Source organism: Mesorhizobium sp. M7A.F.Ca.MR.148.00.0.0 (assembly GCF_003997735.1).
Classification (GTDB): domain Bacteria; phylum Pseudomonadota; class Alphaproteobacteria; order Rhizobiales; family Rhizobiaceae; genus Mesorhizobium.
The window spans coordinates 37,085-55,912 of the sequence record NZ_RZTB01000019.1; the positions used below are offsets into that span (position 1 = coordinate 37,085).

The 18,828-nt window shown below is 61.9% G+C and carries 20 protein-coding genes and 2 tRNA genes; 14 read left to right on the forward strand and 8 right to left on the reverse strand.

Annotated elements, in window-relative coordinates:
• Positions 1-55: 55 nt before the first annotated feature.
• Entirely contained in the window at positions 56-487 is a 432-nt protein-coding gene (locus EOB49_RS10080; RefSeq protein ID WP_127322303.1) for a cupin domain-containing protein, read from the reverse strand.
• A gap of 223 nt (positions 488-710) precedes the next feature.
• Here EOB49_RS10080 and EOB49_RS10085 point away from each other — a divergent pair, with 223 nt between their 5' ends.
• From EOB49_RS10085 to EOB49_RS10100, 4 genes are all read left to right on the forward strand, one after another.
• Positions 711-1,199 (forward strand): Hsp20 family protein, encoded by a 489-nt coding sequence (locus tag EOB49_RS10085; RefSeq protein WP_127380872.1) that lies wholly within the window; start codon positions 711-713, stop codon positions 1,197-1,199.
• A 68-nt stretch (positions 1,200-1,267) separates the two neighbouring features.
• Positions 1,268-1,723: a hypothetical protein gene (locus EOB49_RS10090; RefSeq protein ID WP_127322299.1), complete on the forward strand. Its 456-nt coding sequence runs from the start codon at positions 1,268-1,270 to the stop codon at positions 1,721-1,723.
• A 44-nt stretch (positions 1,724-1,767) separates the two neighbouring features.
• A complete protein-coding gene (locus tag EOB49_RS10095; protein WP_127380873.1) occupies positions 1,768-2,067 on the forward strand; it encodes a DUF982 domain-containing protein in 300 nt (99 codons plus the stop codon).
• Between the two features lie 209 nt (positions 2,068-2,276).
• On the forward strand, positions 2,277-2,522 hold the full coding sequence (locus tag EOB49_RS10100; RefSeq protein WP_127329563.1) for a hypothetical protein: 246 nt from the start codon (positions 2,277-2,279) through the stop codon (positions 2,520-2,522).
• Between the two features lie 381 nt (positions 2,523-2,903).
• On the opposite strand, the gene EOB49_RS10105 is transcribed toward EOB49_RS10100, so the two are convergent.
• Together EOB49_RS10105 and EOB49_RS10110 are read right to left on the reverse strand one after the other, a co-directional pair.
• Positions 2,904-3,152 carry a hypothetical protein gene (locus EOB49_RS10105; protein WP_127380874.1) on the reverse strand — a complete coding sequence of 83 codons (249 nt, stop codon included), beginning with the start codon at positions 3,150-3,152 and terminating at the stop codon, positions 2,904-2,906.
• Between the two features lie 443 nt (positions 3,153-3,595).
• Positions 3,596-3,670, reverse strand: a tRNA-Asn gene (locus tag EOB49_RS10110).
• 223 nt (positions 3,671-3,893) lie between these two features.
• On the opposite strand from EOB49_RS10110, the gene EOB49_RS10115 reads away from it, so the two are divergent.
• The gene (locus EOB49_RS10115; protein WP_024503836.1) at positions 3,894-4,151 is read left to right on the forward strand and encodes a hypothetical protein; all 258 of its coding nucleotides are present in this window, start codon (positions 3,894-3,896) and stop codon (positions 4,149-4,151) included.
• A 24-nt stretch (positions 4,152-4,175) separates the two neighbouring features.
• On the opposite strand, the gene EOB49_RS10120 is transcribed toward EOB49_RS10115, so the two are convergent.
• On the reverse strand, positions 4,176-4,379 hold the full coding sequence (locus EOB49_RS10120; protein ID WP_127267807.1) for a hypothetical protein: 204 nt from the start codon (positions 4,377-4,379) through the stop codon (positions 4,176-4,178).
• 222 nt (positions 4,380-4,601) lie between these two features.
• Between EOB49_RS10120 and EOB49_RS10125 the strand changes: the two genes are divergently transcribed.
• From EOB49_RS10125 to EOB49_RS10160, 8 genes are all read left to right on the forward strand, one after another.
• Positions 4,602-4,675 (forward strand) — tRNA-Cys (locus EOB49_RS10125).
• 90 nt (positions 4,676-4,765) lie between these two features.
• Entirely contained in the window at positions 4,766-5,434 is a 669-nt protein-coding gene (locus EOB49_RS10130) for a protein-L-isoaspartate O-methyltransferase (RefSeq protein ID WP_127267806.1), read from the forward strand.
• Between the two features lie 181 nt (positions 5,435-5,615).
• A complete protein-coding gene (locus EOB49_RS10135) occupies positions 5,616-7,007 on the forward strand; it encodes a TolC family outer membrane protein (protein ID WP_127322716.1) in 1,392 nt (463 codons plus the stop codon).
• 205 nt (positions 7,008-7,212) lie between these two features.
• Complete coding sequence (locus tag EOB49_RS10140) at positions 7,213-8,037, forward strand: PopZ family protein (protein ID WP_127267804.1); 825 nt, start codon at positions 7,213-7,215, stop codon at positions 8,035-8,037.
• A 220-nt stretch (positions 8,038-8,257) separates the two neighbouring features.
• Entirely contained in the window at positions 8,258-11,041 is a 2,784-nt protein-coding gene (locus EOB49_RS10145; RefSeq protein WP_127380875.1) for a valine--tRNA ligase, read from the forward strand.
• A 358-nt stretch (positions 11,042-11,399) separates the two neighbouring features.
• Positions 11,400-12,647 carry an OmpP1/FadL family transporter gene (locus EOB49_RS10150; protein ID WP_127267802.1) on the forward strand — a complete coding sequence of 416 codons (1,248 nt, stop codon included), beginning with the start codon at positions 11,400-11,402 and terminating at the stop codon, positions 12,645-12,647.
• Between the two features lie 306 nt (positions 12,648-12,953).
• Complete coding sequence (ilvD, locus tag EOB49_RS10155; RefSeq protein WP_127329521.1) at positions 12,954-14,678, forward strand: dihydroxy-acid dehydratase; 1,725 nt, start codon at positions 12,954-12,956, stop codon at positions 14,676-14,678.
• Positions 14,665-15,504 carry a tetratricopeptide repeat protein gene (locus EOB49_RS10160; protein WP_127270686.1) on the forward strand — a complete coding sequence of 280 codons (840 nt, stop codon included), beginning with the start codon at positions 14,665-14,667 and terminating at the stop codon, positions 15,502-15,504. Before ilvD ends, EOB49_RS10160 begins: the two co-directional genes overlap by 14 nt.
• A 48-nt stretch (positions 15,505-15,552) precedes the next feature.
• On the opposite strand, the gene EOB49_RS10165 is transcribed toward EOB49_RS10160, so the two are convergent.
• From EOB49_RS10165 to erpA, 4 genes are all read right to left on the reverse strand, one after another.
• On the reverse strand, positions 15,553-15,852 hold the full coding sequence (locus EOB49_RS10165; RefSeq protein ID WP_127380876.1) for a hypothetical protein: 300 nt from the start codon (positions 15,850-15,852) through the stop codon (positions 15,553-15,555).
• 89 nt (positions 15,853-15,941) lie between these two features.
• Positions 15,942-16,736 (reverse strand): exodeoxyribonuclease III, encoded by a 795-nt coding sequence (xth, locus tag EOB49_RS10170; RefSeq protein WP_032901394.1) that lies wholly within the window; start codon positions 16,734-16,736, stop codon positions 15,942-15,944.
• 17 nt (positions 16,737-16,753) lie between these two features.
• Entirely contained in the window at positions 16,754-17,149 is a 396-nt protein-coding gene (locus EOB49_RS10175) for a VOC family protein (protein WP_127380877.1), read from the reverse strand.
• Between the two features lies 1 nt (position 17,150).
• Entirely contained in the window at positions 17,151-17,498 is a 348-nt protein-coding gene (erpA, locus tag EOB49_RS10180; protein WP_127270656.1) for an iron-sulfur cluster insertion protein ErpA, read from the reverse strand.
• A 90-nt stretch (positions 17,499-17,588) separates the two neighbouring features.
• On the opposite strand from erpA, the gene EOB49_RS10185 reads away from it, so the two are divergent.
• Positions 17,589-18,803: a deoxyguanosinetriphosphate triphosphohydrolase gene (locus tag EOB49_RS10185; protein ID WP_127380878.1), complete on the forward strand. Its 1,215-nt coding sequence runs from the start codon at positions 17,589-17,591 to the stop codon at positions 18,801-18,803.
• The last annotated feature ends 25 nt before the right edge of the window (positions 18,804-18,828 follow it).

Below are 18,828 nucleotides of genomic sequence, written 5' to 3' on the forward strand. Positions count from 1 at the left end.
GCCGGTCGCAGCGAAAGCGCGAACAGCCTTCCGCCTTCGGGCACGGACTTAGCGGTTATTGGCGCAATTCCGTATTCTTGGCGCCTTGCTCGACCTGATCGATCACAAGAAGCTTCACCTCGACATCCCCGATATTGGTGGCCTGATGCCACTGGCCGATCATTTCGATGATGAAATCGCCAGCCTTGTAGGTGTTGCTGATGCCGGTCTCGACATTGGTGACCTTCAGCGTGCCGGCCTGGACATAGGCGTAGCGCGGAAAGGGGTGCCTGTGGACCGGCAAGGTCGCGCCCGACGCGATGTCGTAGGTCGAGACCAGCACCTGCACATTCTTCTGCGGCAACGTGATCGGTTGGCCGGACGCGGTCGTTGTGCGCGACGCAAGAGGTGTCACGACGACAGGCGTGCCGCTGCTGTCCAGCGCGTGGGCCGGGTTCGCGGAAAAGGCCACCGCGAGCAGCAGTCCGGACATCAAAATTTTTCGCATGATTCGCTCCACCCCTAGCGTCAACATCGCGCAGTGGCCACCAGCACGCAAGGCAGCGCCTTGGGCACCTGCCTGCCGGCCAAAAATATTTTTGACGCCCCTCTTGAAGGAAAAAAACACGATTACCAGATCGTTTTCCGTCGAGGCTTCGGCTCGACATACTGGCGTCGCAGCAGCGCTGCGACAGCCTCGTAACCCATGTTGCTTCACGGAGGATATGGCTATGAGAAGCTTTGATTATACCCCTCTTTACCGCACAACGGTCGGCTTCGACCGTCTCTTCGATATGCTCGAGAAAAGCGGACGCTCCGACTGGCCTCCCTACAATATCGAGAAGATTGGCGAGAACGACTATCGCATTACGATGGCTATCGCCGGCTTCGCTCTCGATGAGGTCGAACTCATGCAGAACGGCCCCGAATTGTCTGTCATCGGCCAAAGGAAACCCGACCAGGAAAATCGGGAGGTCCTTCATCGCGGCTTGGCGACGGGCAACTTCAAGCAGGTGTTCAAACTTGCCGACCATGTAAAGGTCAAGGCGGCCAACCTCGAGAATGGCTTGCTGTCGGTGGACCTGATCCGCGAAGTGCCCGAGGAACTCAAGCCTCGGCGCATTGAGATAGGGTCCGAAGCCAAAGCGGTTTCGCTCGAGCAACCCGGCAAGAAGCAGTTGATCGATTTGGATGCGGAGCCTCAGCGCGAGGTCGCCTGATTCCTGGAACCTAGATCTACGGTCCGCCTCCCGGTTCGGCCGGGAGGCACAGATCGCGGAGAATGGAGATGAGAACCGAAACCTACAGTTTTCACCAACCTGAACCGAAAAATCTTGCCGCGGAATCCGCTGGATTGCGGACGCCGGATGATGTGCTGAACGAGGAGACGATGACGATCGGTGCAAAACGGGCTTTGCTCGCTTTCTGGGCTTCCGACGTTCATGCGGTTCCTGACAATCCCGCGTTGCGGCAATTGGACAACGGCGCCATCGTGGAAGTCAGCGACATACTTCGCGCGCTCCACCTCCTGGACGAATCCGGGCGGGAAACGCGTGTTTCAAAGGTGTCGGCAACCGTCAGCCTGTCTTTCGACCGGCGCCGCAGGAAGAGCCGTCTCGGTTGGATGCGGCACCCCTGGCGAGATGACGACGATGATCCGCCGCCAATCCCGGCCTTTGCAACGGTGCCGCCCGGGCGTGGAGGTGGCGGCATGTTGGCCGAGCCGGAGCATGCAATCGCATGATTTCCCGAACCAGCAACAACCCACCGTGCCGAATGGAGGATTACATGAGTGACAGGACGTTCGACCAACCGGTCCTGGTCAAGAATGGCGGGTTCATTCAAGAAATAGGCTGCCTCGACGACGCGTTCGACTTCTTTGACGAGTGGCCAAGGGAACAGCGGGGTCCGATTTTCGAGACGGCCTTTCGAGCCTGCCAGCGTGCTCACGACGGCCAGGTTCCGCTGACGGTGGCGCGCGATGCCGTCGCCGGCTTCGCAAGATCCGTCAAGATCCTGCAGGACCCGCTTGCTCAGTTCCCTTGGATGGACGGCACAAGGTCAGGTCGCGGTGGGGTTACCGCTTAGCCTTGATAAAAGGGCGGCGCTACCAGGATGGCCGGGCCTGCATCGTCGTTTTCACATCGCTACAAGGTGAGTTGTCCTACCAGTTCACCTTGTAGCGGGGCGGCTCGATCGTATTCGAACTCCTGGTGCGGTTTTTGGCGACTGGCTAGGTCAGCCTCGCAACAGTCAGCGCTAATATAATGTTCGAAGCGTCGCCACAGGAGATTCAAATGGTTTCCGCTATCGCAAGTCAACATCCGCATGTCCCGGAAAAACAAACGGCAGTGGGGAAGCCGCAAACCGGCGAAGGATTTTCGCCGGGCCGCAGCGCGGACGCCGTAGGACATCTGGCCAAAATCATGGTTGCCGCAGGCGGCGATATGGATGCTGGCGCGCAAGGCCGCGCGGCATCCAAGATTGCCAGGATGGACATCACGGTTCTGACCGCACCACCCGTAGAAACACCAACAGAGTAAGATATGCTCGTTCGGGCGCCTCCGCGCCGTCATCAGCGGCATGGGCCGCTCTCGCAGATTACGCCACGGCTCTCAGCGGAGGCTCCGCCATCGTCCCCAGGCCGTCGCATTCCGCGCAGGCGCCCGTCTTTCCGGGGCAGCCACCCCGATGGGTTCCCTGCGGGCAGCAGTGCCCGTTTGACGCGTGCCACTTGGAGCAGTCGAAAACCCTGCCGCTGCCATGACAGCGCGGGCATTCCATATTCGATGAAATCATACCAATTCTTGCCCAACCCAAACGCACTCGCCCTGCGCCGCAAGTAACAGGAATCATTGCGCTTTCAAGCACATCGCCCTGACTTAAATTGGGGGGATCGACGGATGGCCGGCATCGATGGCGAGCTATTGTTGCGCCGTAATTACGTTCCCCGTGAAGACCTTGCTCGCCACAAGCCGCGTTGGGCATTGGCCGGCAACAATAGGCTGCGCCGGCTTGTCCCGTTCGTTCTCGGCGGTCACAGCAACTGCGTCATCGGGCTGCGCGTTTGCGGCCTGTGTGGCCGTGGACGCGAAGAGCACCGTCTGGGTGATGAGAGCGGAAACTGCGGCAACCTGGACCAGCACGGCGGCGAGGGCGATCTTCTTCAGCATGCGAGAAAACGCTCTTCGATGTTCCCGGTTCCCCACGCATTCAGGTTTTCTGCTCGCTACGGAACAAGAGACCGGCAGGGCGGTTAACTCGGTTATGCCGAGCAAGATCAAAGAGCCACCATCGACGCCCGCACCGGAGAAGGTACCTGTGCAACGCCGGGACAAAGAAGCCCCGCCCGAGCTTGAGCATGTCGACCCGCCACCCCGAGATGTGCGAGAGGCACCGGCACCCAACCCGAACGGCGGCAAGAGATAAGATCGCCGAGATAGCAGCAAGGCCTTATGCCTGCTCGCGCGAACCTTCCCGATGCCGTGGCGTCATCGAGAGCGCTGGACAGCGGCGCCAGGTCAAGTTGAGAATCAACCTGCTGACCGCGATTTTGCAGACATGCCATAGATCAGCCCCTATGGGCGACCTGACCGTCTCAAGGCCTTGAAAAATTTGGCTCCCCGGGCCGGATTCGAACCAGCGACCAACCGGTTAACAGCCGGTTGCTCTACCACTGAGCTACCGGGGAACGGATGCTCTTATGTGAGTGGCGCAGCCTATAGCTGCCCTTTTCGGCTTTGCAAAGAAGCTTTTCACATTTTTCCGAGGCTTTTTCGCGCAGGCCTTTCTCGCAATCGTCGACGGTTGCCCTCATATTAGCCGTCTTGGCAGGGATATGGAACCGAAAGCGCGGCGGCGGCTTTGGTTCCAGCATGCTTGCGAAAAATCAAACGGGTCAATTTTTCGAGACGATGACAGCACAAGACAACCAGATGCCGGCGCGGAAAATCTCCGTTTTCGGGCGCGAGTTCAAAATGCCGCGCTCGCGCGGGCTCAGAATCACGATCGGCATCCTGCTGACCATCGGCGGTATCCTCGGTTTCCTGCCGATCCTCGGCTTCTGGATGGTTCCGCTCGGATTGCTGGTGCTGTCCTATGAATTCGCCATGGTTCGCCGTCACCGGCGTCGCTTTGTCGTCTGGTGGGAACGGCGTCGCCGGCCCGATTGACCGCCGATAGCGCAGGGTGGGTGTTCAACGGGCGGCGTGTTCTTCCAGTGCCTCATGGATCTGCTTGAGAATCGCCGCGGCCGAGGCAAGCCTTGCCCTGTCGTGCGGCGACAGGCTGTCCGCACCTTCGATGGACAGACGGTCGATTGCGTAATGCAGAAGCTCTCCGCATTGTAGCAGGGACAGGCCAGACGAGGCACTCGTATTTGCTGCCATTGTCCGGCGCATGGCTCTTCCTCCTGCCATGTCCAACGCACGGGCCGCCGATGGAGTTTCTTCTCCGGGGCGGCTATGCTTAACTGTCCGCTAATGGAGCGGTCAGGCCCGGTCCGACGATTTGCCGGATGCCGTCCGGACTGACGCTAGGAAACCGTTCGGAATGCACGGTGGCCGCTTGACGGCATTTTCGCCGCAACCTATTGGAACCGGGTGGAACGCCGGGAGCAATGAGGCCTCGTGGCGGAGTGGTTACGCAGAGGACTGCAAATCCTTGCACCCCGGTTCGATTCCGGGCGAGGCCTCCAATGCCCGGGCCCCCGCGCGGCAGCGCAGGGGCCTGAAGTTCCTGGCACAATGGACCGCGGTTCTGGCGCGGCAAGCGGATTGGTTGGGACATGAGCGCTGATTTCTCCGAACTACGCGTCAAGATGGTCGACGGCCAGGTCCGCACCACCGATGTGACCAGCGCGCCGCTGCTTGATGCAATGCTTGTCATCCCAAGAGAGATGTTTGTCGGCGCCGCCCAGCGCGATCTCGCCTATATCGACGAGGACATCCGCATTGCCGCCGGCGCGGACGGCGCACGCTACCTGATGGAAGCATCCCCGTTGGCCAAGCTTATCCAACTGGCCGAGATCAATCCGACCGATTCGGCGCTCGATGTCGGTTGCGGAACCGGCTACGCCTCGGCCATCCTGTCGCGGCTGGCCAGGTCCGTGGTGGCGCTTGAGAGTGATTCGGCGCTGGCGGAAACCGCCAGATCTACGCTTTCGTCGCTGGGCTGCGGCAATGTGACCGTCGTCCAGGGCGCGCTGCCGCAAGGGCATGCCGCCCAGGCGCCTTATGACGTCATCCTTGTCGGCGGCAGCGTCGCGGAAGTCCCTGTGACGCTGCTGGACCAGCTCGCCGAGGGCGGCCGCCTTGTCGCCGTCGAAGGGCAGGGCAATTCCGGCGTGGCTCGTCTCTTTTTCAAGGCCGGGGGGGTTGTAACCGGAAGACGTGCATTTAATGCGGCAATTAAGCCACTACCGGGGTTTGAACGCATTCGTGCTTTCGAATTCTGAATGATTTGGCCTTGCAGCAGAGGCTTTGTCATGGTCGCTTGCATTTGAACGATCGCTGCTGATGCCAAACTGGGGGCACTTTGGGGTGAGCAGCAGGGAACATCGAACACGCGGCGCCGGCTGATCTATGAGAGAAGCAGGCGCGGCGCGGTTCCCATGGAAAACGAATGAGGGTTTAACCGTGCCGTCTTTACGCAAGTCACTTTTCACCGCCGTCCTCGTTTCGGCGACCATGCTGTCCCCACTGGCCGCTTCAGCCGAAACCATCTCCGGCGCGCTTGCAAAGGCCTACCAGTACAATTCTTCGCTGAATGCATCCCGCGCCGGCGTTCGCGTCACCGACGAGGGCGTCGCCATCGCCAAGTCGGGCTACCGTCCGGTTGTCACCGGCTCGGCGAATATCGATTATTCGAGCAGCCATCTCAACGGCACCAATTCAAGCGTGCGGCTGACCACCGGCAATTTTGGCGTCCAGATCGACCAGACGTTGTTCGACGGCTTTCAGACCAGGAACAATGTCGCTGCCGCCGAAGCGCAGGTCCGGGCTTCGGTCGAAAGCCTGCGCAACACCGAAGAGGGCATCCTGTTCAGCGCGGCCCAGGCCTATATGAACGTGATTCGCGACCGGCAGGTCGCTGTGCTGACCGAGCAGAACCTGCAGTTCCTGACCGAGACGGCGCGCGCGGCGCGTTCGCGTTTCGAAGTTGGTGAAGGCACGCGCACCGATGTCGCCCAGGCCGACGCCTCACGCGCCGCCGCCGTGGCATCGCTGAGTGCTGCCCGGGCGCAGGCGCTGGCAAGTGCGGCGCTCTATCGCCAGATCGTCGGCGACGAGCCGGGCAAGCTCAAGGGCGCTTCGCCGGTGGCAAAGCTGTTGCCGTCGAGCCTCGCCGCCGCCGTCGGGGTGGCCTCGAACGAGCATCCGGCCATCCTTGCCACGCAGCATCTGGTCGACGCCGCCGCGTTTTCGGTGAAGTCGGCCGAAGGCGCGCTGTTGCCGCAGCTGTCGGCTTCCGCCGGCGTTTCGAGCGCCTATCGCAATACCTCGCCTTTGCCAGGCGTCGGTTCGCAGGATGGCACGACCAATTCGGCCAGTGTCGGGGCAACGCTGACGATCCCGATCTATTCGGGTGGCCGCACCTCGGCGATCGTGCGCCAGAACAAGGAATCACTCAGCCAGGCCCGCATCCAGGTCGACGTCAGCCGCGACCAGGTACGCCAGGCCGTCACCGCCGCCTGGACCGAGTATACCGCCGCGCAGCAGCAGCTGACGGCCAACAGGCAAGTGATCGAGGCCGCGAAGCTGGCACTGAACGGTGTCATCGAAGAACGCAATGTCGGCCAGCGCACCACGCTCGACGTCCTCAACGCACAGGCGACGGTCATCACCGCCCAGATCAACCAGGCCGGTTACGAACATGATGTGGTGGTGGCGAGTTACGCCATTCTGCAGGCGACCGGCCGTCTGTCCGTCGACCGCCTTGGCTTGCAGGTAGCGAAGTACAAGCCTGAAGAGCATTACAACGCGGTCAAGGACAAGTGGTACGGCCTGCGCACGCCGGACGGCCGCTGAGGCGTTCTGCCAGGACTGGCCGTGTTCTCCGTTTGAGCAGGATCTTTCGCACTCGGGTTCAGATCGCGCTAATCTGTTGAAATCCCACAAGTCCCCAGATTGGGGATTCTCGTGCGGCGATCCGTCGGTTACGCTGTCGCCATGATTCGATCCGGCTCTGCCGGAGCGGAAACCCACAGGGGTCACAAAGGCGGCGGATGTGACGATGGCAACGGCAAGCAGCGCACAGCGCGAACCTTCCATGGAAGAGATACTGGCTTCCATCAGGCGGATCATCGAAGACAGCGACGGCGGCCGCAAGCAGCCGGGCGACGCCGATGAGCTGAGCCAGGATCTGGAGCGCGCGTCGAGCGCCTATGCGGCCCCCGACGTGGAAGCATTCCGTGCCGACCTGCATGCCGCCCCCGAAGGCAGGAAGCCGGTCACGCTGGCGGAAGTCCAGGCACAGTTGCCGGCGGCCGAGCCGGTGGTCGCGCGCATGGAAACGCCTGCGCGCCCCGATCCCAGCCCGGCAAAGCCATCGATGACACTTGCCGAAGTTAGCGCCCGCGTCGCCGCCGAGCCAATCACGGTTGAATCGCCGGGATCGCGTCCTGTCGCCGACGCTTCCATCGCCGATTGGCGTCGTGAGATCGCCGCGGTCGGTGAGCAGGCGAGGGCGGTGTCGGACCGGAGCGAGGCACGCAAGACGGCTGCCCAGCCGTCCGTGGAGACTCCAAGGGATGAACCGACCGCGAAAGTAGCCGTCGAACCCGAGCCGTCTCGTCCGGATGCAAGCGTGGTGCGGCCGGTGGCGGCCAGCGACGCGCCGCGTCCGGCGATCGTTTCCGAGCATACCGGACGTCAGGTCGCGGCTGCCTTTGGCGAGCTTTCCGATGCGTTTGCCAGCCGCAGCAAGAAGACATTCGACGAAATGGCCGAAGAGATGCTGCGGCCGATGCTGCAGGATTGGCTGGACAACAATCTGCCGACACTGGTCGAAAGACTGGTGCGCGAGGAGATCGAGCGCGTGGCGCGCGGGGCGCAGTAGCTCCCCATGCCGATTGCTAGAGGAAACGGCGCCTTCGTGGCGCCGTTTCTTTTGGTGAGGTCAGTTTGTTGGCAGGACGGCGGATCGCTTTCCGTTGAAATGACCAAGGCCGCGCCTATCTGGTTGTGAGGGTTCGAGACAGCCCTTGCGGTTGACTTGGCCAAAACCTTCCGATTTACACCGGACCAGCAAAACTCCCGACAGCGCGGACCATTTTCCCATGCTTGAAAAGACCTACGACGCCAAAACCGTCGAGCCGAAGATCGCCAAAGTCTGGGAAGAGGCCGACGCGTTTCGCGCCGGTGCCGGCGCCGAGGAGGGGGCGGAAGCATTTACGATCGTCATCCCGCCGCCGAACGTTACCGGCTCGCTGCATATGGGCCACGCGCTCAACAACACGCTGCAGGATATATTGGTGCGCTTCGAGCGAATGCGCGGCAAGAACGTCCTGTGGCAGCCGGGCATGGACCATGCCGGTATTGCCACGCAGATGGTTGTCGAGCGCCAGCTGATGGAAAAGCAAATCCATCGCCGCGACCTGACCCGCGAGCAGTTTATCGAGAAAGTGTGGGAGTGGAAGGCCGAATCCGGCGGCGCCATCTTCAACCAGCTGAAGCGGCTGGGCGCCTCGGCCGACTGGTCACGCGAACGCTTCACCATGGACGAAGGCCTGTCCAAAGCCGTGCTCGAAGTGTTCGTCACGCTCTACAAGGAAGGGCTGATCTACAAGGACAAGCGCCTTGTGAACTGGGACCCCAAGCTGCTCACCGCGATCTCCGATCTCGAGGTCGAGCAGCAGGAGGTCAACGGCAATCTCTGGCACTTCCGCTATCCCATAGAGGGCCAGGTCTTCGACCCGGAAAACCCAACAACCTTCATCACCGTGGCGACGACGCGCCCGGAGACGATGCTGGGCGACACGGCCGTCGCCGTGCACCCTGACGACGAGCGCTTCCGGCATCTGGTCGGCAAGAACATCGTCCTGCCGATCGTCGGTCGCAGGATTCCCGTGGTGGCGGACGAGTATTCCGATCCGGAAAAGGGTTCGGGCGCGGTCAAGATCACGCCGGCGCATGACTTCAACGACTTCGAGGTCGGCAAGCGCCACAAGCTGCCGGCGATCAATATCCTGACCACGGAGGCGGCGGTGAGCCTCAGGGATAATGAGGATTTCCTTGCCGGTCTCGAGGTGACGCCGGAGCGCCAGCTTGTCTGGGACGAACTCGACGGCCTCGATCGCTTCGTCGCACGCAAGAAGATCGTCGAGTTGATGGAAGAGGGCGGCTTCCTCGAAAAGGTTGAGCCGCATCGCCACGCCGTGCCGCATGGCGATCGCGGAGGCGTGCCGATCGAGCCATTCCTGACCGAGCAATGGTATGCCAATGCGGCGGAACTGGCCAAGCCGGCGATCGCTTCCGTGCGCGAAGGTCGCACGAACTTCGTGCCGAAGAACTGGGAGAAGACCTATTTCGACTGGATGGAGAACATCCAGCCCTGGTGCATCTCGCGCCAGCTGTGGTGGGGTCACCAGATCCCGGCCTGGTACGGGCCGGACGGGCGCGTCTTCGTCGAGAAGACCGAGGAAGAGGCGCTGAGCGCCGCGATCGAATTTTATCTGGCGCTGGAAGGACCGTGGAAGGCCTGGGTCGAGGACAAGCTGGAGAACTTCAAGCCGGGCGAGATCCTGACCCGCGACGAGGATGTGCTGGACACCTGGTTCTCATCGGCGCTGTGGCCGTTTTCGACGCTGGGTTGGCCCGACGAGACGCCCGAGCTGAAGACCTACTACCAGACCGACGTGCTGGTGACAGGCTTCGACATCATCTTCTTCTGGGTCGCCCGCATGATGATGATGGGTCTGCACTTCATGGACGAGGAGCCATTCCACACCGTCTATGTCCATGCGCTGGTGCGCGACAAGAACGGGCAGAAGATGTCGAAGTCGAAAGGCAACGTCATCGATCCGCTCGACCTTATCGACGAATATGGCGCGGATGCACTGCGCTTCACCCTGACGGTGATGGCGGCACAAGGCCGTGACGTGAAGCTCGATCCGGCGCGCATCGCCGGCTATCGCAATTTCGGCACCAAGCTGTGGAACGCGACGCGTTTTGCCGAAATGAACGAGGTCGCGCGCAATGACGATTTCTGGCTGAACGACGCCAGGCTGGCGGTCAACCGCTGGATCCTGACCGAGCTGACGCGCGCGGCGCGCGAGATCACCGACGGCATCACCTCATACCGCTTCAACGAGGCGGCGGGTGCCGCCTACCGCTTCGTCTGGAACCTGTTCTGCGACTGGTATCTGGAATTGCTGAAGCCGGTGTTCATGGGCACCGACGAGGCGGCCAAAGCCGAAAGCCGTGCCTGCGTCGCCTTCGTGCTCGACGAGATCTATAAGCTGCTGCATCCGATGATGCCGTTCATGACCGAGGAACTGTGGGCGCAGACCGCTGGCGAAGGCAAGCAACGCCCCTCGCTGCTGTGCCACGCCGCGTGGCCGTCGCCGGACTTCGAAGACGCCGAGGCTGCAGCCGACATCAATTGGCTGGTCGATCTCGTCTCCGGCATCCGCTCGGTGCGCTCGGAGATGAACGTGCCGCCGGCAGCCATTGCACCGCTCGTCGTGGTCGGCGCCAACGCTGTGACACGCGAACGACTTGTCCGCGAAGAATCGGCGATCAAGCGGCTGGCGCGGGTCGGCGACATCTCGCTTGCCGATGTCGCGCCCAAGGGTTCGGCGCAGATCGTGCTCAACGAGGCGACGATCTGCCTGCCGCTTGGCAGCCTGATCGACCTCGCCGCCGAGGCCGCTCGGCTGCAGAAGGAACTGGCCAAGGTGACCGAGGAGATCGCGCGGCTGCACAAGAAGCTGTCGAACGAAAGGTTCGTCGCCAGCGCGCCGGCCGAGATCGTCGATGCCGAGCGTGAAAAGCTTGCTGAATACCGCGATGCGCAGGACAAGCTGTCGGTCGCGTTGGCCAGGGTTCGCGACGCCGGTTGAGGATAGATTCGCGAGACTTTAGCCCTCTCTAAAGTGCTGGTTTTTCGCGTCGAAAATCTGCATGCCGTTGCGTTAATATTGACGTAAACGGAAGTTTTAGCCCCATTGTTGCCATAATGTAACAATGCGGCTCCTGGAGCCCAAAAAAGGCCTGTTTTCGAGCCTTTTTGGATGGTTCTCTCTGTTTTTTGAGAGCCGCTCAGCCTTCACAGACCATTTTACGGCTTTGCCGCACTAGGTTGCATTTCCTCGAAAATGCGCCTGGCCAATGTGTACATGTACGCCCGCGAATTCGTTGTTGCACCGTTAACCTGAATTGGTTCTAGCTTGATGCACTCGAATTCGGGGAGGACATTTCATGACTATTCTGCGACTGAAGGCGCTGCTGGGGGCGGGCTGCTTTTCGCTGGCTTTGATCGGGACGGCGATGAATCCGGCACATGCCGGCGGCCTGGAGCGCGGCGGTTACGATATCGATTTGCTGTTCGATCCGGCTCCGTTCGCGACCGAAGCCGAATCGACCTATGTGATGCCGCAACGCAAGCTCAAGAATGCGGTGGACACCAACCCGCTCGACGGCGATTTGACGCCTCTGGGCAGCACGGCGAAGGACAGCGAGAGCTATTGGGTGCCGCGGATCGGCGTCAAGGCGCAGATCGTCCAGGGTGTCGACTGTATGTTCGACTATTCCCAGCCTTGGGGTGCGCACACAAATCCGGGTCTTTGGGCCGGTGCCCAGTCCAACATGGAAACCGACATCAAAAGCAACAACTACGCCACAACCTGCTCCTACAAGATGGACGCCGGCAAAGGCCAGGTTCGCTTCATCGGCGGCGTCTACTACCAGGAAGTCTATGGCTTCAAGCAGGACCTGATATCGCCGCTGGTGCCGGATTTCCAGGGTACCGGGCGTGTCGATCTCAAGGGGACCGGCTGGGGCTGGCGCGCCGGCCTGGCCTATGAAATCCCCGAGATCGCACTGCGCGCCAGCCTCGTCTACAATTCGCGGGTCAAGCTCGACAATATCTCGGGCACGCTGGATTTGACGCATGTTGGCAGCGTGGTGCTTCCGATCTACGGCTCAACGCAATACATGCCGGATACAGTCGAATTGAAATTGCAGTCAGGCATTGCGCCAGGCTGGCTCGCCTTCGGTTCGCTCAAGTGGGTCAATTGGAGCCTGCTGCAGAGCGTTCCGATTTGCGTCGTAGGTACCCCCGCAGGGGCATGCGTTACGGGTGATGCTCTCCATTCGGGCCAGATCACCTCGCTGGACCTGATGTATCGTGACGGCTGGACAGTTACCGGCGGCATTGGCCACAAGTTCAACGATCAGTGGAGTGCTGCCGGCCAGCTTTCCTGGGATCGCGGCACGTCGCATGGCTATGGCTCGCAGACCGATACCTGGACACTGGGCGGCGGCGTCGCCTTTACGCCCAAGCCGAACATCGAAGTGCGTCTGGCCGGCGCGGTTGGGGTGCTGACCAGCGGCCATTCTGGAGCGTTGGCTGGTGAGAACGGATACGTCGCCGGCACGGATGTCAGCTACGACTTCGGCAACGATCTGGTCACGGCGATTTCAGGTGGCCTTAAGATCAAGTTCTAAGTCTCTGACAATTATAACAAAAGGCCGGGGATTAACCGGCCTTTTTTTGTTTGGGATCGCATCGCCCCGATTTGTCTCATCCAAGCTGCGTTGCATATTATCCGTACCGCTTTCGCCTCCTGCTATTGTGATGTTTTGGCAACACTTTCTGAGCAACCCCTGCGCTGGAAGCCGGGCTGAGGAAATTGCCTATTTCCCGCCATAAACCCGGCGCACCTCGATCTTGTCTCGGGACACGCGCCAAAAGGCTCGGCGAGGGGGCAGCCGCTCCGCCCCATTTGCAGGGAAGATGGGGCAAGGAAGAATATGGACGCCAAAGTCATCTCCAAGGCTAAGCTCCCTAGCCGCTATGTGACCGTCGGTCCGGCGCGTGCGCCGCATCGTTCCTATCTCTATGCCATGGGTTTGTCGGCGGCCGAGATTGCGCAGCCGCTGGTCGGGGTCGCCTCCTGCTGGAACGAGGCGGCGCCCTGCAACATCTCGCTGATGCGTCAGGCGCAGGTGGTCAAGAAGGGCGTCGCGTCCGCCAGCGGCACGCCGCGCGAATTCTGCACCATCACCGTCACCGACGGCATCGCCATGGGTCACCAGGGCATGAAGTCGTCGCTGGTGTCGCGCGAGGTCATCGCCGATTCGGTCGAACTCACCATGCGCGGCCATTGCTACGATGCGCTGGTCGGGCTGGCCGGCTGCGACAAGTCGCTGCCCGGCATGATGATGGCCATGGTGCGGCTCAACGTGCCGTCGATCTTCATCTATGGCGGTTCGATCCTGCCCGGCAGCTATCGCGGCCGCCAGATCACCGTGCAGGATGTGTTCGAGGCGGTTGGCCAGCACTCGGTAGGCACCATCGATGATGCCGAACTTCTCGAAATCGAGCAGGCGGCCTGCCCGTCTGCCGGCTCCTGCGGCGCCCAGTTCACCGCCAACACCATGGCCACCGTTGCCGAGGCGATCGGCCTGGCGCTGCCCTATTCCTGTGGCGCGCCGGCCCCCTATGAAATGCGCGACCGGTTCAATTTCGCCTCCGGCGAAAAGATCATGGAGCTGATCGCGAAAAACATCCGGCCGCGCGACATCGTCACGCTGAAGGCGCTGGAGAATGCGGCCACCGTGGTCTCGGCCACCGGCGGTTCGACCAACGCGGCACTGCATCTGCCGGCGATCGCCCACGAGGCCGGCATCAAGTTCGACCTGTTCGACGTGGCCAAGATCTTCGAGAAGACGCCTTACATCGCCGACCTCAAGCCGGGCGGCAAATATGTCGCCAAGGACATGTTCGAGGCCGGCGGCATTCCGCTGCTGATGAAGACGCTGCTCGACCACGGCTATCTGCATGGTGATTGCATGACCGTGACTGGCCGCACTTTGGCCGAAAACATGCAGCACGTTGTCTGGAATGAGCATCAGGATGTGGTCCGCCCGGCCAACACACCCATTACCCAAACCGGCGGTGTCGTGGGCTTGAAGGGAAACCTTGCCCCCGAAGGCGCGATCGTGAAGGTCGCGGGCATGGCGGAGTTGAAGTTCTCCGGCCCGGCACGCTGCTTCGATTCGGAAGAGGAATGTTTCGAGGCGGTGACGCATCGCAACTACAGGGAAGGCGAGGTTCTCGTCATCCGCTACGAAGGGCCGCGCGGCGGCCCCGGCATGCGCGAGATGCTGTCGACGACGGCAGCGCTATACGGCCAGGGCATGGGCGGCAAGGTGGCGCTGATCACCGACGGGCGCTTCTCGGGCGCGACGCGCGGTTTCTGCATCGGCCATGTCGGCCCCGAGGCAGCCGTGGGCGGCCCGATCGGACTGCTCAGGGATGGTGACGTGATCTCGATCGACGCGGTAAGCGGCACGATCGACGTGGCATTGTCCGATAGCGAACTTGCGGCGAGGGCAAAGACATGGAAGGCGCGCGCGACCGACTATCAGTCGGGCGCGATATGGAAATATGCACAGACGGTAGGGCCGGCGCGCGATGGCGCGGTGACCCATCCGGGCGGTGCGAAAGAAACACACTGTTATGCGGACATCTGAGTTGTTGAGGTCGTCTGTCTTTTCGGCACTGGTCGTGGCCGCCACATTTGGCGCGACCTTTGGCGCCGTGGGCCAGGCCATGGCCTTCGACGACAAGGTGTTCGACGACAAGACCGGGGTGAAGCCGCAATCCAGCCCCTGGGCGGTCTTCCAGTTCGGCTTCTCCGCCTACAAGAACGGCCACAAGGAACAGGCTGCCGAGGCCTATAAATACGCTGCCGAAAACGGCCAGATCGGTGCCACCTGGAAGCTTGCCCGCATGTATGCCGAGGGCGACGGCGTGGCGCGCGACGACTATGAGGCGTTCAAGTTCTTCTCCGAGATCGTCGACCAGGACGTCGAGCCCGGCTCGCCTGAGGAAAGCTATGTCTCCGACGCGCTGGTGGCGCTTGGCGACTATTTGCGCACGGGCATTCCCGGCAGCCCGGTCGCCGAGAACGAGGTGGCGGCCCAGGAATATTACATGCGCGCCGCCGCCAACTACCGCAATCCGAACGCGCAGTTCGAGATGGGGCAGATGTTCTTGAAGGGCGAGGGCGGCGTGAAGGCCAGTGTCAAGCAGGCCGGGCGCTGGTTCCAACTCGCCGCCGAGAAAGGCCATGCCGGCGCCCAGGCGACACTGGGCCATTTGTTGTTCCAGAGCGGCAAGATCGTTCGCGGCCTGGCGATGATGACGGCAGCGCTCGAACGCGCTTCGCCGGCTGACCAGCCCTGGATCCGCGGCATGCAGGAAGAGGCATTCGCCACCGCCGGCGAGGCCGACCGCCGCACCGCGATCTCGCTGGCCGATGATATCCTCACCAAGGGCAACAACGCGGACCAGTAGTTTTGCTGGCGGCTGACTGCCGATCTTCCCCACAAGGGGGAGATTGGCTCAATTCTCGATCGGCTCCGTCGGCACCATGCTGGGCGCCGGCGTCGAGATCGGCGTGACATGGGGGTGTGGCGCCAAGGTGTTTTCCGGGCAGCTATCCCCGATCTTCGTCCACGATGTGTTGTTGAGCACCATGTCGCAGCGGGCCAGATGGCTCTGCTCGGCCACCGTCAGGCAGGCGACCTGGCCAAGCTGGTAGGATTTTCCATTGGCCAAGCATTCCTGGTCGGCAAATGCCGCACCGGGAGCGGCCATGGCAAATGCCAGGCCGATCGGACAAAGATGAAATCGTGTGCTCATGGAACCCCAGCCGCCATGCTGGCCCGCAATGAACGGCGCGAAATGTGGCGATATGAGGTCCAGCGCCTGCGTGCCCGGCGAGGGTTCTCTCAGGCCGGCTGAAGCGCGAGATCGATCGCCACGGGGACGTGATCGGACGGTTTTTCCCAGGCGCGCACGTGCTTTTCGATCGACGCGGAAGAAAACCGGTTGGCGGCTTCCGGCGACAAAAGCAGGTGGTCGATGCGGATGCCGTTGTTCTTCTGCCAGGCGCCGGCCTGATAGTCCCAGAACGTATAGGTGTCGGGCGCGTCGGTGACCGCGCGCACCGCCTCGGTGAAACCAAGGTTGAGCAGTCGGCGGAAGGCTTGTCGCGTCTGCGGCTGGAACAGGGCGTCGCCCAGCCAGTTCTCCGGAAACCGCGCGTCGATCCGCTCGGGAATCACGTTGTAGTCGCCGGCGAGCACCAGGGCCTCCTCAAGTCTCAGCCGTTCTTCGGCCCAGCGCTCCAGCCGCGCCATCCAGGACAGCTTGTAAGGAAACTTCTTCTCATCATCGATTGGATTGCCGTTCGGCAGATAGAGCGAGGCGACGCGCAAGGCACCCTTGTCGGTTGAGAAAACGCCTTCGATGAAACGCGCCTGTTCATCGGCATCGTCGCCGGGCAGGCCCCGGATGACTTCGTCGAAGCGCAGCTTCGACAACAGGGCGACGCCGTTGAAACCCTTTTGGCCATGGGTTTCGACATTGTAGCCAAGCGCCTCGATCTCGGCGCGCGGGAATTGCTCGTCGACGGTCTTGATCTCCTGCAGGCAGACGATGTCGGGTGCGCTCTCGGTCAGCCAATGGGTGAGATTGCCAATGCGGGCGCGGACACCGTTGATGTTCCAGGTGACGATTTTCATGGCGGTCTCGATGCTGTTCAGTTGGTTTCTTGCGGCGGATGGCGTTCGACGAGGCCAATCGTATTGCCAGCCGGGTCCTTTAGGAAGGCCATCCATTCGCTTTCCCCCGCTGGACCGAACTGGCCGTCGGTGTCACGATGGACAAGTGTTGGCGGCGCGGTGAAGGGTACGCCTGCCGCGACCGCAGAGGCGTGGAAGTCATCGAGGCCCGATATGTCGAGATAGACGGTTCCGGCCGGTATGCCGTCGGTGAACAGCAGCCTGATATCGCCGGCCATGATGAAGGCGATGCCCGGCGGATCAAAGCGCGCATGAACCGCCATGCCGAGCACGTCGCGCCAGAAAGCCAGCGTGGTGTCGAGATCACGGCCAGCCGACAGCGCGATCTGACGGACCGCACCAATGGCAGGCATTCTATATGGAGAAACTCGTGCCGCAGCCGCAGGAGGCGACGGCGTTCGGATTGCGGATCTGGAACGACTGGCCCATCAGATCGTCGACGAAATCGATCACAGAGCCGCCCATATAGACCAGCGACAGGTCATCGATCAGCACGGTGGCGCCGTCCTTCTCGATGGCGACGTCGTCGTCATTGCGCGTATCGACCAGATCGAACTTGTAGGAGAAGCCTGAGCAGCCGCCGCCTTCGACCGACACGCGCAGCGCTGTCTTGCCGGCCTCGTTCGAGACAATCCTGGCGATCCGCCTGGCGGCGGCCTCGGTCATATCGACTTTCATGGCAGTCTTGGCATCAGCGCCCATGGGCGTCACCTTGCTTTCGGTTTCACATGATAGGTATGAAGCGCGAGGGGCCAAGTCAACCTGGCTAAGTCAACTGCGGCAGCATCAGCCATGACCAACGAGTTGGGCGACATCGGATTCGGCTATCGGCCGCGCGCCGCCTATGCCTGCGATCCGGCAAAGTCGCGCGGACGGCTGTTCGACGAGGTGGAAAGCCCGACGCGCACGCCATTCCAGCGTGACCGTGACCGCATCATCCATTCGACGGCGTTCCGGCGGCTCAAGCACAAGACGCAGGTCTTCATCGCGCATGAAGGCGACCATTATCGCACCCGGCTGACCCATTCGATCGAAGTGGCGCAGATAGCGCGCGCCCTGGCACGGGCGCTGCGCGGCGACGAGGATCTCGCCGAGGCGGTGGCGCTGGTGCATGATTTCGGCCACACCCCCTTCGGCCACACCGGCGAGGACGCGCTGAACGAAAAGATGGCCGCCTGGGGCGGCTTCGACCACAACGCGCAATCGCTGCGCATCGTGACGAGGCTGGAGGCGCGCTACGCCGAGTTCGATGGGCTGAACCTGACCTGGGAAACGCTGGAAGGCCTGGTCAAGCACAACGGGCCGCTGACGGACGCCAACGGCAAGGGTCTGAAAGGGCCGGTGCCGCAGGCGATCCGTGATTACTCTGAACTGCACGATCTCGAACTCGACCGGTTCGCCGGCATCGAGGCGCAGTGCGCGGCGATCGCCGACGATATCGCCTACAACACGCATGACATCGATGACGGTTTGAGGGCAGGGCTGCTGACGCTGGACATGCTGGAGACGGTTTCGCTGCCGGGAACGATCCTGAAAGGCGTTCACGCACGCTATCCCTCCCTCGATGATGTGCGCACCGGCCACGAACTGATGCGGCGGCAGATAACCGCCATGGTCGAGGACGTGATCAAGTCGACGACCGCCAATCTCGATCGCATCAGGCCGCGGAGCGCAGATGCGGTGAGGGCAACTGGCGAGACGATGGTGGTTTTCTCGGCCGAAATGGCTGCCTTGGAGAAAGAACTGAAGGCCTTCCTGTACAAGCACCTCTACCGGCACGCGGAGGTCATGCGGGTGCGCGCGGACGCCGAGCAGATCGTCAAAAATCTGTTCGACGCCTATTTCGCCGATCCGCGCGCCATGCCGGACGGCTGGCGCGAGGGGCTGGATCGGGCCGACGACCGCATCAAGGCGCGCAGCGTCGCCGACTTCCTGGCGGGTATGACCGACACCTACGCGCTCAAGGAACACCGGCGTTTGTTTGACCATACGCCTGAATTGGGCTAGGGCGGGCTCGATTTTGCCGGCCAAC

Excerpts from the sequence above, each read along its gene's own strand:
- EOB49_RS10080 (WP_127322303.1), bottom strand. The coding sequence starts at position 487 with ATGCGAAAAATTTTGATGTCCGGACTGCTGCTCGCGGTGGCCTTTTCC.
- EOB49_RS10085 (WP_127380872.1), top strand. The coding sequence starts at position 711 with ATGAGAAGCTTTGATTATACCCCTCTTTACCGCACAACGGTCGGCTTC.
- EOB49_RS10090 (WP_127322299.1), top strand. The coding sequence starts at position 1,268 with ATGAGAACCGAAACCTACAGTTTTCACCAACCTGAACCGAAAAATCTT.
- EOB49_RS10095 (WP_127380873.1), top strand. The coding sequence starts at position 1,768 with ATGAGTGACAGGACGTTCGACCAACCGGTCCTGGTCAAGAATGGCGGG.
- EOB49_RS10100 (WP_127329563.1), top strand. The coding sequence starts at position 2,277 with ATGGTTTCCGCTATCGCAAGTCAACATCCGCATGTCCCGGAAAAACAA.
- EOB49_RS10105 (WP_127380874.1), bottom strand. The coding sequence starts at position 3,152 with ATGCTGAAGAAGATCGCCCTCGCCGCCGTGCTGGTCCAGGTTGCCGCA.
- EOB49_RS10115 (WP_024503836.1), top strand. The coding sequence starts at position 3,894 with ATGACAGCACAAGACAACCAGATGCCGGCGCGGAAAATCTCCGTTTTC.
- EOB49_RS10120 (WP_127267807.1), bottom strand. The coding sequence starts at position 4,379 with ATGCGCCGGACAATGGCAGCAAATACGAGTGCCTCGTCTGGCCTGTCC.
- EOB49_RS10130 (WP_127267806.1), top strand. The coding sequence starts at position 4,766 with ATGAGCGCTGATTTCTCCGAACTACGCGTCAAGATGGTCGACGGCCAG.
- EOB49_RS10140 (WP_127267804.1), top strand. The coding sequence starts at position 7,213 with ATGGCAACGGCAAGCAGCGCACAGCGCGAACCTTCCATGGAAGAGATA.
- EOB49_RS10145 (WP_127380875.1), top strand. The coding sequence starts at position 8,258 with ATGCTTGAAAAGACCTACGACGCCAAAACCGTCGAGCCGAAGATCGCC.
- EOB49_RS10150 (WP_127267802.1), top strand. The coding sequence starts at position 11,400 with ATGACTATTCTGCGACTGAAGGCGCTGCTGGGGGCGGGCTGCTTTTCG.
- ilvD (WP_127329521.1), top strand. The coding sequence starts at position 12,954 with ATGGACGCCAAAGTCATCTCCAAGGCTAAGCTCCCTAGCCGCTATGTG.
- EOB49_RS10160 (WP_127270686.1), top strand. The coding sequence starts at position 14,665 with ATGCGGACATCTGAGTTGTTGAGGTCGTCTGTCTTTTCGGCACTGGTC.
- EOB49_RS10165 (WP_127380876.1), bottom strand. The coding sequence starts at position 15,852 with ATGAGCACACGATTTCATCTTTGTCCGATCGGCCTGGCATTTGCCATG.
- xth (WP_032901394.1), bottom strand. The coding sequence starts at position 16,736 with ATGAAAATCGTCACCTGGAACATCAACGGTGTCCGCGCCCGCATTGGC.
- EOB49_RS10175 (WP_127380877.1), bottom strand. The coding sequence starts at position 17,149 with ATGCCTGCCATTGGTGCGGTCCGTCAGATCGCGCTGTCGGCTGGCCGT.
- erpA (WP_127270656.1), bottom strand. The coding sequence starts at position 17,498 with ATGGGCGCTGATGCCAAGACTGCCATGAAAGTCGATATGACCGAGGCC.
- EOB49_RS10185 (WP_127380878.1), top strand. The coding sequence starts at position 17,589 with ATGACCAACGAGTTGGGCGACATCGGATTCGGCTATCGGCCGCGCGCC.